Source organism: Pantoea sp. Mb-10 (genome assembly GCF_021272205.1).
Classification (GTDB): Bacteria; Pseudomonadota; Gammaproteobacteria; order Enterobacterales; family Enterobacteriaceae; genus Pantoea.
This window is the reverse complement of record NZ_JAJSDX010000003.1, coordinates 51,722-65,552: the sequence shown is the minus strand read 5'-3', so window position 1 is coordinate 65,552 and position 13,831 is coordinate 51,722. Positions and strand designations below refer to the sequence as shown.

General features: G+C 57.8%; 11 protein-coding genes. 10 read left to right on the top strand and 1 reads right to left on the bottom strand.

The window, feature by feature from the left end:
- Positions 1-213 precede the first annotated feature (213 nt).
- The 3 genes from pyrG (at position 214) to queE (ending at position 4,047) form a co-directional block, all read left to right on the top strand.
- Positions 214-1,851, top strand: coding sequence for a glutamine hydrolyzing CTP synthase (gene pyrG / locus LU196_RS06390; protein ID WP_232758785.1), 1,638 nt, complete (start codon positions 214-216; stop codon positions 1,849-1,851).
- 77 nt (positions 1,852-1,928) lie between these two features.
- A complete protein-coding gene (gene eno / locus LU196_RS06385) occupies positions 1,929-3,227 on the top strand; it encodes a phosphopyruvate hydratase (RefSeq protein ID WP_232758787.1) in 1,299 nt (432 codons plus the stop codon).
- A gap of 148 nt (positions 3,228-3,375) precedes the next feature.
- Positions 3,376-4,047 (top strand): 7-carboxy-7-deazaguanine synthase QueE, encoded by a 672-nt coding sequence (queE, locus tag LU196_RS06380; protein WP_232758789.1) that lies wholly within the window; start codon positions 3,376-3,378, stop codon positions 4,045-4,047.
- Between the two features lie 38 nt (positions 4,048-4,085).
- On the opposite strand, the gene queD is transcribed toward queE, so the two are convergent.
- The gene (gene queD, locus LU196_RS06375; protein WP_232758917.1) at positions 4,086-4,448 is read right to left on the bottom strand and encodes a 6-carboxytetrahydropterin synthase QueD; all 363 of its coding nucleotides are present in this window, start codon (positions 4,446-4,448) and stop codon (positions 4,086-4,088) included.
- A gap of 288 nt (positions 4,449-4,736) precedes the next feature.
- On the opposite strand from queD, the gene cysJ reads away from it, so the two are divergent.
- From cysJ to cysC, 7 genes are all read left to right on the top strand, one after another.
- A complete protein-coding gene (gene cysJ / locus LU196_RS06370; protein ID WP_232758792.1) occupies positions 4,737-6,536 on the top strand; it encodes an NADPH-dependent assimilatory sulfite reductase flavoprotein subunit in 1,800 nt (599 codons plus the stop codon).
- Positions 6,536-8,260 (top strand): assimilatory sulfite reductase (NADPH) hemoprotein subunit, encoded by a 1,725-nt coding sequence (gene cysI / locus LU196_RS06365; RefSeq protein WP_232758794.1) that lies wholly within the window; start codon positions 6,536-6,538, stop codon positions 8,258-8,260. The genes cysJ and cysI overlap by 1 nt, the downstream gene beginning before the upstream one ends.
- The gene (locus LU196_RS06360) at positions 8,257-8,991 is read left to right on the top strand and encodes a phosphoadenylyl-sulfate reductase (protein ID WP_232758795.1); all 735 of its coding nucleotides are present in this window, start codon (positions 8,257-8,259) and stop codon (positions 8,989-8,991) included. The genes cysI and LU196_RS06360 overlap by 4 nt, the downstream gene beginning before the upstream one ends.
- A gap of 418 nt (positions 8,992-9,409) precedes the next feature.
- Complete coding sequence (gene cysG, locus LU196_RS06355) at positions 9,410-10,825, top strand: siroheme synthase CysG (protein WP_232758796.1); 1,416 nt, start codon at positions 9,410-9,412, stop codon at positions 10,823-10,825.
- Positions 10,826-10,834: 9 nt separating this feature from the next.
- On the top strand, positions 10,835-11,743 hold the full coding sequence (gene cysD, locus LU196_RS06350; protein ID WP_232758797.1) for a sulfate adenylyltransferase subunit CysD: 909 nt from the start codon (positions 10,835-10,837) through the stop codon (positions 11,741-11,743).
- Between the two features lie 10 nt (positions 11,744-11,753).
- A complete protein-coding gene (gene cysN, locus LU196_RS06345; protein ID WP_232758798.1) occupies positions 11,754-13,181 on the top strand; it encodes a sulfate adenylyltransferase subunit CysN in 1,428 nt (475 codons plus the stop codon).
- Positions 13,181-13,786: an adenylyl-sulfate kinase gene (gene cysC, locus LU196_RS06340; RefSeq protein WP_232758799.1), complete on the top strand. Its 606-nt coding sequence runs from the start codon at positions 13,181-13,183 to the stop codon at positions 13,784-13,786. Before cysN ends, cysC begins: the two co-directional genes overlap by 1 nt.
- Positions 13,787-13,831: the final 45 nt, after the last annotated feature.

The following is a 13,831-nucleotide window of genomic DNA, read 5'->3' as shown; positions in this document are numbered from 1 at the left end:
GCATAAAGTGGACGTCTGCGCTTACTCGATTCAGCTTTTGCCTTAGTTTGTGACGCAGGTCAAATTTCAATGCGAGGTTATCGGCTATGTTGCAGACTGCAATGCGTGGGAGGATGGTGTGATTCATCAATTGTGGCTGCGGACGACTTCGGGTATACTGTTTTCCCGTCCTGGTTATTCCACCGTCTTTAAACCTAAACTCTCAGGTTCAGCATGACAACGAATTATATTTTTGTGACCGGCGGGGTCGTTTCCTCTCTGGGCAAAGGCATTGCCGCAGCCTCCCTCGCAGCTATCCTTGAAGCACGTGGTCTTAATGTGACCATCATGAAGCTCGATCCGTACATCAACGTCGATCCGGGCACCATGAGCCCCACCCAGCACGGTGAAGTCTTTGTCACCGACGACGGGGCCGAAACCGATCTGGATTTGGGTCACTACGAGCGCTTCATCCGCACCAAAATGTCGCGCCGCAACAACTTTACCACTGGCCGGATCTACTCCGAAGTGCTGCGCAAAGAGCGTCGCGGCGACTATCTGGGCGCCACGATCCAGGTTATTCCTCATATCACCAACGCCATCAAAGAGCGCATCATTGAAGGTGGCGAGGGCCATGACGTCGTTCTGGTGGAAATCGGCGGCACGGTTGGGGATATCGAATCGCTGCCGTTCCTTGAAGCGATTCGCCAGATGGCCGTAGATGTCGGCCGTGAGCACACCATGTATATGCACCTGACGCTGGTGCCGTATATGGCAGCGGCGGGCGAAGTGAAAACCAAGCCGACGCAGCACTCGGTGAAAGAGCTGCTCTCTATCGGGATTCAGCCCGATGTGCTGATCTGCCGCTCTGACCGCGCAGTGCCAGCCAACGAGCGCGCTAAAATTGCACTGTTCTGTAACGTGCCAGAAAAAGCCGTTATTTCGCTGAAAGACGTGGACTCCATTTATAAAATCCCCGGCCTGCTGAAATCGCAGGGCTTGGATGATTACATCTGCAAGCGCTTCAACCTCAACGCACCCGAAGCGAATCTGGCCGAGTGGGAGCAGGTGATTTACGAAGAAGCCAATCCAGGTGGCGAAGTCACCATCGGTATGGTGGGCAAATACGTTGAGCTGCCGGACGCCTACAAATCGGTGATCGAAGCGCTGAAGCACGGTGGCCTGAAAAACCGCGTGACTGTGAATATCAAGCTGATTGATTCGCAGGACGTTGAAACGCGCGGCGTGGAAATTCTTAAAGATCTCGATGCCATTTTGATCCCGGGTGGCTTTGGCTACCGCGGCGTCGAGGGCAAACTGCTCACGGCGCAGTACGCGCGCGAAAACAAGATCCCGTATTTGGGTATTTGCTTAGGCATGCAGATCGCGCTGATGGAATTCGCCCGTAACGTGGCGGGCATGGAAGGGGCAAATTCCACGGAATTTGTGCCAGACTGTAAATACCCGGTGGTTGCGTTGATCACCGAATGGCGTGATGAGAACGGTAACGTCGAGCAGCGTACCGAGCAGAGCGATCTGGGCGGCACGATGCGCCTCGGCAGTCAGCAGTGCCAGCTCACGCCAGAGAGCAAGGTGCGTCAGCTGTACGGTTCTGATGTGATCACCGAGCGTCACCGTCACCGCTATGAAGTGAACAACATGCTGCTGAAGCCTATTGAAGCGGCCGGGCTGCATATTGCCGGTCGTTCGGGTGACGATCAGCTGGTGGAGATCATTGAGATTCCTAATCACCCGTGGTTTGTCGCCTGTCAGTTCCACCCGGAATTTACCTCGACCCCACGCGATGGTCATCCGCTGTTTGCCGGCTTTGTTAAAGCCGCACATGAACACCAGAAGCGTTTAGCGAAGTAAAAGTTTAACGAACAGCGCGCGAACTTTTCGCGCGTTGTTTGTCTTAGGATTGACTAACTTGTACTGAGGAAAATCGAATGTCCAAAATCGTTAAAGTCATTGGTCGCGAAATCATCGACTCACGTGGTAACCCAACTGTAGAAGCAGAAGTGCATCTGGAAGGCGGTTTCGTTGGTCTGGCTGCTGCGCCATCCGGTGCGTCAACCGGTTCACGCGAAGCACTGGAACTGCGTGACGGTGACAAGTCTCGTTTCCTGGGCAAAGGCGTGACCAAAGCGATCGCGGCGGTTAACGGCCCTATCGCTGACGCGATTAAAGGCAAAGATGCCAAAGACCAGGCGAACATCGACAAGATCATGATCGAGCTGGACGGTACAGATAACAAATCTAACTTCGGTGCAAACGCGATTCTGGCGGTTTCACTGGCAGCTGCGAAAGCCGCTGCGGCCTCAAAAGGCCTGCCGCTGTACGCACACATCGCTGAGCTGAACGGCACGCCAGGCAAATTCTCTATGCCGCTGCCAATGATGAACATCATCAACGGCGGTGAGCATGCGGACAACAACGTGGATATTCAGGAGTTTATGATTCAGCCCGTGGGCGCGAAAACCCTGAAAGAAGCTATCCGCATGGGTTCAGAAGTGTTCCATCACCTGGCTAAAGTGCTGAAAGGCAAAGGCATGAGCACCGCTGTCGGTGACGAAGGTGGCTACGCGCCTAACCTGGCCTCTAACGCTGAAGCGCTGGCGGTTATCGCTGAAGCGGTGAAGGCGGCTGGCTACGAGCTGGGCAAAGACATCACCCTGGCGATGGACTGCGCGGCTTCTGAATTCTACAAAGACGGCAACTATGTGCTGGCGGGCGAAGGTAACAAATCGTTCACCTCTGAAGAGTTCACGCACTTCCTGGAAGATCTGACCAAGCAGTATCCTATCGTCTCCATCGAAGACGGCCTGGATGAGTCTGACTGGAACGGCTTCGCTTACCAGACCAAAGTACTGGGCGATAAAATCCAGCTGGTGGGCGACGACCTGTTCGTGACCAACACCAAGATCCTGAAAGAAGGCATCGAGAAAGGTATCGCTAACTCTATCCTGATCAAGTTCAACCAGATCGGTTCACTGACCGAAACTCTGGCCGCGATCAAGATGGCGAAAGACGCTGGCTACACCGCGGTGATTTCACACCGTTCTGGCGAAACCGAAGATGCGACCATCGCCGACTTGGCGGTGGGTACGGCAGCGGGCCAGATCAAAACCGGCTCGATGAGCCGTTCAGACCGTGTGGCGAAATACAACCAGCTGATTCGTATCGAAGAAGCGCTGGGTGACAAAGCCCCGTTCAACGGCCTGAAAGAAGTCAAAGGCCAGGCGTAATCGCCTGCTGATGCTGCTGCATGCAGCATCGCCGTTGTGAAAGCCCCGCCTTGTGCGGGGCTTTTGCGTTATAGCGCACAATGCGACAGTGAAGCGCCGTGGAAAATCTGCCATAATCTGCGCCCCCAATTTCAGATACGAGTAAAAAATGTTCTACCCGATTAACGAAATGTTCCAGACCTTACAGGGCGAAGGGTTCTACACCGGCGTACCGGCGCTGTTCATCCGCTTGCAGGGATGTCCGGTGGGCTGTAGCTGGTGCGACACCAAGCACACCTGGGAAAAGCTGGCCGATCGGGAGACCTCGCTGGGCGATATTCTGGTAAAAACCGTGGAAAGCGATGCCTGGGGCAGCGCCGATGCGGCAACGCTGATTGATACGATTGCCCGTCAGGGCTGGACGGCGCGCCACGTGGTGATCACCGGCGGCGAGCCGGCGATATATGATTTACGTCCGCTGACGCAGGCGCTGGAGGCGGCAGGATTCCAATGCCAAATCGAAACCAGCGGCACGCATGAGATACGCTGTTCAGACGCCACCTGGGTCACGGTGTCGCCCAAGGTGAATATGCGCGGCGGTTATGATGTGCTTTCCCAGGCGCTGGCGCGTGCTGACGAAATTAAACATCCGGTGGCGCGTGAGCGTGACGTTGAGGCACTGGACGCGCTGCTGGCGGAACTGCACGATGATAAGCCGCGGATTGTGGCGCTACAGCCTATCAGCCGGGGCGATGCCGCGACCAAACTGTGCATTGAAACGTGCATTGCCCGCAACTGGCGGCTTTCGATGCAAACGCACAAGTATCTGAACATTGCCTGATAAAAAGGCGGCCATCGGGCCGCCTTTTTGCTTTTACCTTACCCGCGGTAGACGCAGCCCGCGGTGCAGGTTTCTTTGATCATCACCGCGCTGAGCTCGGGCAGCAGCGGCTTCATTTCATCCCAAATCCACTTCGCCAGCACTTCACTGGTAGGATTCTCAAGCCCTGGAATGTCATTGAGATAATGATGATCGAGGCGCTCGTACAGCGGCTTAAAGGCCGCTTTAAGTTCGGCAAAATCCATTACCCAACCGGTATAGGCATCCACTTCACCGGTAATTTCCAGCCGTACCAGAAAGGAGTGGCCGTGCAGACGACCGCATTTATGCCCTTCCGGCACGTGAGGTAAGCGGTGAGCCGCTTCAAACTGGAACTCTTTAAACAACGTGGTAGACATAATGGCTCTCTGACGAAAAAACCGCTGAAGTCTACCGTAAAAGCAGATTTTCCGCACTCGCTGGCGCAGAAAAGCCCGTTAAACAGCGAAGCATTGGCGAGCAGGTTATCAATACGTTGAATATAAACATATTTATCTACCACTTTTTTCGATTTCATCTACCCATAAAACCTCTTAGTCGTTTTGGTTATTATTTATGTCGAAGGCGTCTTTAATCGTTAATATACAGCACAGTAACCTACCGACTCTTCCGTCACTAAACGGTCCATTTGACCTGGAATTTTTAACGCGATGACGACTCAGGCACCTCCCGCAATGCTTCCGCTTTCACCGGAGCAACTTGCACGCTTACAGGCGGCGACCACCGATTTCAATCCTACACAGTTGGCCTGGCTTTCGGGCTATTTCTGGGGCATGGTCAATCAGGCACCCGGAGTGGCCGCTCCTGCACCGGCGCAGGCTGCCCAGCCCGGCATCACGCTGATTTCCGCGTCCCAGACCGGCAACGCGCGCCGCGTAGCCGAACAGTTGCGCGACGATCTGCTGGCAGCCAAGCTGCAGGTCAACCTGGTCAATGCCGGTGACTACAAATTCAAACAGATTGGCCAGGAAAAATTGCTGGTGGTGGTGACGTCGACACAGGGCGAAGGGGAGCCACCGGAAGAAGCCGTGGCGCTGCATAAATTCTTGCTGTCGAAGAAAGCACCGACGCTAGACGGCGCCGCGTTCGCCGTGTTTGGACTGGGTGACACCTCTTACGAGTTTTTCAGTCAGGCTGGCAAAGATTTTGACCGACGTCTCGAAGAACTGGGGGCTTCACGCTTGCTGGATCGCGTGGATGCCGATGTTGATTATCAGGCGCAGGCCTCGGCCTGGCGTCAACAGCTCACGGAAATCCTCAAAGCGCGTGCGCCGACAGAATCCACGGCGGCTGTCGCCGCGTCGGCGACGGGGGCGGTCAACGATATTCATAGCAGTCCGTATACTAAAGAAGCGCCATTGACCGCGACCCTGGCGGTCAACCAGAAGATCACCGGACGCGACTCGGATAAAGACGTGCGCCATATTGAAATTGATCTGGGGGATTCCGGTCTGCGCTATCAACCGGGAGATGCGCTGGGCGTATGGTATGAGAACGATCCCGCGCTGGTTGAGGAGTTACTCGCGCTGGTGTGGCTCAAAGGCGACGAGCAGGTTGAGGTTAACGGCCACGCCATGCCGCTGGCTGAGGCGCTGCAAACGCAGTTTGAGCTGACGGTCAATACCGCCCAAATTGTGGAGCAGTATGCCGCGCTGACGCGCAATGAAACGCTGCTTGCACTCGCGGGCGACAAAGCCAAGCTGCAGCGCTACGCGCAAGATTTCCCCATCGTGGATATGTTCCGCCAGGCACCCGGTGAACTTAACGCCGAACAGTTAATTGGCCTGCTGCGTCCGCTGACGCCGCGCCTCTACTCCATCGCGTCTTCGCAAGCGGAGACCGAGAGCGAGGTACACATCACCGTCGGCGCCGTGCGCTATGACATTGACGGTCGCCCGCGCGGCGGCGGTGCCTCTACCTGGCTGGCCGATCGCCTGGAGGAGGACGCGGCGATCCGCGTGTTCATTGAACACAACGACAACTTCCGCTTGCCCGCCAACCCCGATGCGCCGGTGATTATGATTGGCCCCGGCACCGGGATTGCGCCGTTCCGCGCCTTCATGCAGCAGCGTGAAAACGACGGTGCCAGCGGTAAAAACTGGCTGTTCTTCGGTAATCCGCACTTTACCGATGATTTCCTGTATCAGGTGGAGTGGCAGCGCTATGTCAAAGAAGGTTTACTGACCCACATCGACTTAGCGTGGTCACGCGATCAGGCCGAAAAAATTTATGTCCAGGACAAACTGCGCGCGCGCGGCGCTGAAGTGTGGCGCTGGATTCAGGAGGGCGCGCACCTGTATGTGTGTGGCGATGCCAACCGAATGGCGAAAGACGTCGAGCAGGCGTTACTGGATGTGGTGGTCGAGCACGGCGGCATGGATCGTGAAACGGCTGACGAATTTTTAAGTGAGCTGCGCATTGAGCGCCGCTATCAGCGAGACGTTTACTAATGAGCGAAAAACACCCCGGGCCGCTGGTCGTGGAAGGCAAACTGTCTGACGCTGAGCGACTGAAAAAAGAGAGTAACTACCTGCGTGGTACCCTTCTCGAGGATCTGGACAATGGGCTGACCGGCGGCTTTAGCGGCGATAATTTCCTGCTGATCCGTTTCCACGGCATGTACCAGCAGGATGACCGCGATATTCGCGCCGAGCGCGCGGCGCAAAAGCTCGAACCGCGTCACGCGATGATGCTGCGCTGCCGCTTGCCGGGCGGGATCATCACGCCCACACAGTGGCTGGCTATTGATAAGTTCGCCACGGAAAAAACGCTGTACGGCAGCATTCGTCTGACCAACCGGCAGACCTTTCAGTTTCACGGTATTCTGAAAAAGAACGTCAAGCCGTCGCATCAGATGCTGCATGAAGTGGGGCTCGATGCGCTGGCTACCGCTAACGACGTAAACCGTAATGTGCTGTGCACCTCGAATCCGGTGGAGTCGGCGCTGCATCAGGAAGCCTACGAGTGGGCGAAAAAACTCTCCGAGCACCTACTGCCGCAAACCCGCGCTTACGCCGAAATCTGGTGGGATAAAGAGAAAGTGGCCACCACCGATCAGGAACCGATTCTTGGTCAGACCTATCTGCCGCGTAAATTCAAAACCACCGTGGTGGTGCCGCCGCACAATGACGTGGATCTGCACGCCAATGACATGAACTTTGTCGCCATTGCCGAGAACGGCAAGCTGATTGGTTTCAATCTGCTGGTGGGCGGCGGGTTATCCATTGAACACGGTAACAAAGCGACCTATGCGCGCACCGCCAGCGAGTTTGGCTTCCTGCCGGTGGAGAAAATTCTGGCTGTGGCAGAGGCGGTGGTGACCACGCAGCGCGACTGGGGGAACCGCACCGACCGTAAAAATGCCAAAACCAAATACACGCTGGAGCGGGTGGGCGTTGACACCTTTAAAGCCGAAGTTGAGAAGCGCGCCGGATTCACCTTTGAGCCGATTCGCCCTTACGTGTTCACCACGCGCGGCGACCGCATCGGCTGGGTGAAAGGCATCGACGAGAAATGGCACCTGACGCTGTTCATTGAAAATGGTCGTCTGCTGGATTATCCCGGGCGTCCTCTCAAGCGCGGCATCGCGGAAATTGCCAAGGTGCATCAAGGGGATTTCCGCCTCACCGCCAATCAAAACCTGATCGTCGCTGGCGTACCTGAGCAGCAGAAAGCGCAGATTGAAGCCCTCGCGCGTGAGCATGGCCTGATGGAAAACGTCACGGCGCAGCGCGAAAACTCCATGGCCTGCGTGGCGTTTCCTACCTGTCCGCTGGCGATGGCCGAAGCCGAGCGCTTCCTGCCGTCGTTTGTGACCAAAGTAGAAGGCATCATGCACCAGCACGGCGTGGGTGATGAGCATATCGTACTGCGCGTTACCGGCTGCCCGAACGGCTGCGGGCGCGCTATGCTGGCGGAGCTGGGGTTAGTGGGCAAGGCGCCGGGCCGCTACAACCTGCACATCGGCGGCAACCGTATTGGCACGCGGATTCCGCGTATGTATCGTGAAAACATCACCGAAGATGAGATTCTCGCCGTTATCGATGAGCTGGTGGCGCGCTGGGCCACGGAGCGCAGCGACGGCGAAGGTTTCGGCGACTTTACCGTGCGCGCCGGGATCGTCAAAGCCGTGCGGGATCCGGCCCGCGATTTCTGGGATGCGGAGGGCGTATGACATTACCCGATCTGACCACGCTGAACGCGTCGTCTAAAGTCGATCGCATTATGGCGCTGGCGGCGAGCAACGTGGCGCTGGAGAAGCTGTCGGCGGAGGCGCGTGTGGCCTGGGCGCTGGAGCAGCTGCCGGGCGCATTCGTGCTCTCGTCCAGCTTTGGCATTCAGGCGGCGGTGCTGCTGCATATGGTCACGCAGCAGAAACCGGATATCCCGGTGATCCTGACGGATACCGGCTACTTGTTCCCGGAAACTTATCGCTTTATTGATGCGTTAACCGACGCGTTGAACCTCAATCTGCACATCTTCCGCGCGGAAACCTCGCCAGCGTGGCAGGAAGCGCGCTACGGCAAGCTGTGGGAGCAGGGCGTTGAGGGGATCGAGCAGTACAATATGATCAACAAGGTGGAGCCGATGAACCGGGCGCTGCAGCAGACCGGAGCGCAAACCTGGTTTGCTGGACTGCGCCGCGATCAGTCCGGCAGCCGCGCCAGCCTGCCGGTGCTGGCGGTGCAACGCGGTGTATTTAAAATTTTACCTATCATCGACTGGGATAACCGTCAGGTGCATCAGTATCTGAAGCAGCACGGCTTGCCCTACCATCCGCTGTGGGATGAAGGCTACCTTTCCGTTGGCGATACCCACACCACGCGTAAATGGGAGCCGGGCATGGCGGAAGAAGAAACCCGCTTCTTTGGTCTCAAGCGCGAGTGCGGCTTACACGAAGGGTAAGGCGGCTGGCGCCGCGATTATTCAACTAAGAGCGCGAACCTGCGCTCTTTTTTTTGCCTGAAGATCAGCGGAGCTTTGTCAGCGCACCGAAGCGCGCGCAGGGCGTATGCCGCGGCTACACGCGCCCTGTCAGCGGCATCATCTTTTGTGCCGCTCCAGCGGCGGAGCAGGGAGCCCGCGCTTTTTAGGGCATCTCATCGGACGAAAAAAATGGCCGCCAGCAGGCGAAGGCCATCGCGATGACATGCGGTGCGCTGCCCCGAAACACCAGCAATTTCATCCGTTAAGCACAAATTGTTATCAGCAATCCCGGTGCGTTATTCCATTCGGTAACTACTAATGCCAATTCGTAATTTCATCTGCCAGAAGTCCGGGACGTATAGTCGCGTTAACTTATTGTAAATCTAGCAAGGTTCACGTGGATTATCTGCCCCTCTTCGCCGATCTCAAACACCGCCCGGTGCTGGTCGTCGGCGGCGGCGACATCGCTGCACGCAAAATTGAATTGCTGCGACGCGCCAGCGCGCACATACGCGTTGCGGCGCGTGAAATCGGCCCAGAACTGCAGCCGCTGCTGGAAACTGGGGAGATTGAGTGGATTTCCCCGCGCTTTGAACCCGCCCAGTTGGATGACGTCTTTCTGGTGATCGCCGCGACCGACGACAACGCCCTCAACGCCCAGGTGTTTGACGAAGCCAATGCACGCCATCGTCTGGTTAACGTGGTGGACGATCAGCCCAAGTGCAGCTTTATCTTTCCTTCCATCGTCGATCGCTCGCCGCTGGTGGTGGCGATCTCCTCCAGCGGCACCGCGCCGGTATTGGCGCGCCTGCTGCGGGAAAAAATTGAGGCACTGCTGCCGGGCAACCTTGGCCAAATGGCGGAAGTGGCAGGGCAGTGGCGCGATAAAGTCAAACAGCGCTATCGCCGCATGTCCGATCGCCGTCGCTACTGGGAGCGCGCCTTCAACGGGTTGTTTGCCAGCCAGATGGCGGCGGGCAACGTCAATGAAGCGCGTCAGACTCTGGATCGCGAACTGGAGAACAGCGATGACCGTCAGGGCGAAATTACCCTGGTGGGCGCCGGTCCCGGCGACAGCGGCTTACTGACGCTGCGCGGCCTGCAGGTGATGCAGCTTGCTGACGTGGTGCTTTACGACCATTTAGTCAGCGACGAGGTGCTGGACCTGGTGCGCCGCGACGCCGATCGCATCTGCGTGGGCAAGCGCGCCGGTGCGCACTCGGTGGCGCAGGAAGAGACCAATCAGATGCTGGTGACGCTGGCGCAACAGGGCAAGCGCGTGGTGCGGCTTAAAGGCGGCGATCCCTTTATCTTCGGGCGCGGCGGCGAAGAGCTGCAGGCGGCGAAAGCGGCCGGTATTCCGTTTCAGGTAGTGCCGGGTATTACCGCAGCGGCGGGTGCCACGGCCTATGCGGGCATTCCGCTGACGCACCGCGATTATGCACAAAGCGTGATGTTCATTACCGGCCACTGCCGCGCCGACGGCGACGGTATTGACTGGGCGGCCCTGGCGCGCGCACGGCACACGCTGGCCATTTACATGGGCACGGTGAAAGCGGCAGAAATTGCCAGCGCGCTGATCGCCCACGGCCGGGCGGCCACCACGCCGGTAGCGGTGATTGGCCGCGGCACGCGTCAGGATCAGCAGGTGCTGACCGGCACGCTTGAACAACTTGAGGAACTGGCCGCTGCGGCGCCTTCGCCGGCGCTGCTGGTGATCGGTGAAGTGGTGAATCTGCACGCGCAGCTGGCGTGGTTCCAACATTCGGTACAGCCCGGGGCTCGCGAGTCCGCGGTTGTCAATTTGGCTTGAGGAAAAATTATGGACCAAAATCGTCTTACTCATCTGCGCCAGCTTGAGGCGGAGAGTATCCATATCATTCGCGAGGTGGCGGCCGAGTTCAGCAACCCGGTGATGATGTACTCCATCGGCAAGGATTCGTCGGTGATGCTGCATCTGGCGCGCAAGGCGTTCTTCCCGGGCACGCTGCCTTTCCCGTTGCTGCACGTGGACACCGGCTGGAAATTCCGTGAGATGTATGAATTTCGCGATCGCACCGTGAAAAACATGGGTGCCGAGCTGCTGGTGCATCGTAACCCGGAAGGCGTGGCGATGGGCATTAATCCGTTTGTGCACGGTAGCGCGAAGCACACCGATATCATGAAAACCGAAGGGTTGAAGCAGGCGCTCAACAAATACGGTTTTGATGCGGCCTTCGGCGGCGCGCGGCGCGATGAGGAAAAATCACGTGCCAAAGAGCGCATCTATTCATTCCGCGATCGCTTCCACCGCTGGGATCCTAAAAATCAGCGTCCAGAGCTGTGGCACAACTACAACGGCCAGATCAATAAGGGCGAAAGCATTCGCGTCTTCCCGCTCTCTAACTGGACCGAGCTGGATATCTGGCAGTACATCTTCCTGGAAAACATTGAGATCGTTCCGCTCTACCTTGCCGCGCCGCGTCCGGTGCTCGAGCGTGACGGCATGCTGATGATGGTGGATGACGACCGCATCAACCTGCAGCCGGGCGAAGAGATCACGCAGCGTATGGTGCGCTTCCGTACGCTGGGCTGCTGGCCGCTGACCGGCGCGGTAGAGTCCGACGCGCAGACGCTGCCCGCCATCATTGAGGAGATGCTGGTCTCCACCACCAGCGAACGCCAGGGGCGCGTGATCGATCGCGATCAGGCCGGTTCGATGGAACTCAAGAAACGTCAGGGTTATTTCTAAGGAGACGCAGATGAATACCGTAATTGCCCAACAAATTGCCGAACAGGGCGGCGTGGAAGCCTGGCTTACCGCGCAGCAGCATAAAAGCCTACTGCGTTTTCTCACCTGCGGCAGCGTTGATGATGGCAAAAGCACGCTGATCGGGCGTCTGCTGCACGATACTCGCCAGATTTATGAAGATCAGCTCTCGTCACTGCACAATGACAGCAAGCGCCACGGCACGCAGGGGGAAAAACTCGACCTGGCGCTGCTGGTGGACGGTTTACAGGCTGAACGCGAGCAGGGCATCACCATCGACGTGGCCTACCGTTATTTCTCCACGGAAAAACGTAAGTTTATCATCGCCGACACGCCGGGCCACGAACAGTACACCCGCAACATGGCAACCGGCGCGTCCACCTGCGATCTGGCGATTTTGCTGATCGATGCGCGCAAAGGCGTGCTGGATCAAACGCGCCGCCACAGCTTTATCTCCACGCTGCTGGGCATTAAACATCTGGTGGTGGCGATTAATAAAATGGATTTGGTGGCGTACAGCCAAGAAACGTTTGAGCAGATCAAGCAGGCGTATCTGGATTTCGCGACGCAGCTGCCTGCGGATCTCGATATTCGCTTTGTGCCGATGTCGGCACTAGAGGGCGATAACGTCGCCACGCCCAGCAGCACCATGCCGTGGTATAGCGGTCCGACGCTGCTGGATGTGCTGGAAACCGTGGAGCTGAAGCGGGTGGTCGACACGCAGCCGATGCGTTTCCCGGTGCAGTACGTCAATCGCCCGAATCTGGACTTCCGCGGCTACGCGGGCACGCTGGCCTCTGGGGTGGTGTCGGTCGGACAGCGCGTCAAAGTGCTGCCATCGGGCGTGGAATCGACCGTTGCGCGCATTGTCACCTTTGACGGCGATCTGCCGCAGGCGGGCGCCGGGGAAGCGATCACCCTGGTGCTGAACGATGAGATCGACATTAGCCGCGGCGATCTGCTGGTGGATGCCAGCGCCGAACTGCAGGCGGTGCAATCGGCGTTGGTTGATGTGGTATGGATGGCGGAACAGCCGCTGCAGCCGGGCCAGAGTTATGAAGTGAAAATCGCCGGTAAGAAAACCCGCGCGCGCGTGGAGAAGATCGTGCATCAGGTGGAGATCAACACGCTGGAGAAACGCGACGCCGACGCGCTGCCGCTGAACGGCATCGGTCTGGTTAACGTCACGTTTGATGAGCCGATGGTGCTGGATGCGTATCAGCAGAATCCTGTCACCGGCGGCATGATCTTTATCGATCGCCTCAGCAACGTCACCGTGGGAGCGGGCATGATCAATCAGCCGCTGAACGATGCACCCGCCCGCACCGGCGACTTCAGCGCGTTTGAGCTGGAACTGAACGCGCTGGTGCGCCGCCATTTCCCGCATTGGCAGGCGCGCGATCTGCTGGGACGTGACTGATGGCCCAGCATGACGAGAACGTGGTGTGGCATGACCATCCGGTCACGCGCGCCGCGCGTGAACAACAGCACGGTCATCAAGGCGTCGTGCTGTGGTTTACCGGCCTTTCGGGGTCGGGTAAATCCACCGTGGCGGGCGCGCTGGAGCAGGTGTTGCACCGCGCGGGCGTCAGCACCTACCTGCTGGATGGCGACAACGTGCGGCACGGCCTGTGCCGCGATCTCGGCTTTAGCGAGCCGGATCGCAAAGAGAATATTCGCCGCGTCGGTGAGGTGGCAAAGCTGATGGTGGATGCCGGGTTGGTGGTGTTGACCGCCTTTATTTCACCGCACCGCGCGGAGCGTCAGATGGTGCGCGATCTGATTGGCAACGATCGCTTTATCGAAGTGTTTGTGGATACCCCGCTGGCGGTATGTGAGGCGCGCGATCCCAAAGGCTTATATAAAAAAGCCCGCGCCGGCGAGCTGGCGAATTTCACCGGAATTCATAGCCTTTATGAAGCCCCGGAGGCGCCAGAAATCCATTTGGAAGGGGAACAATTGGTTACAAACTTGACCGGCCAATTGTTAGACCTGCTTCGCCGCCGCGATATCATCAGATCCTGAACCGACAGCGGCAAACCCAGCGGTTTGCCGCGCTGCAGCGTCAAC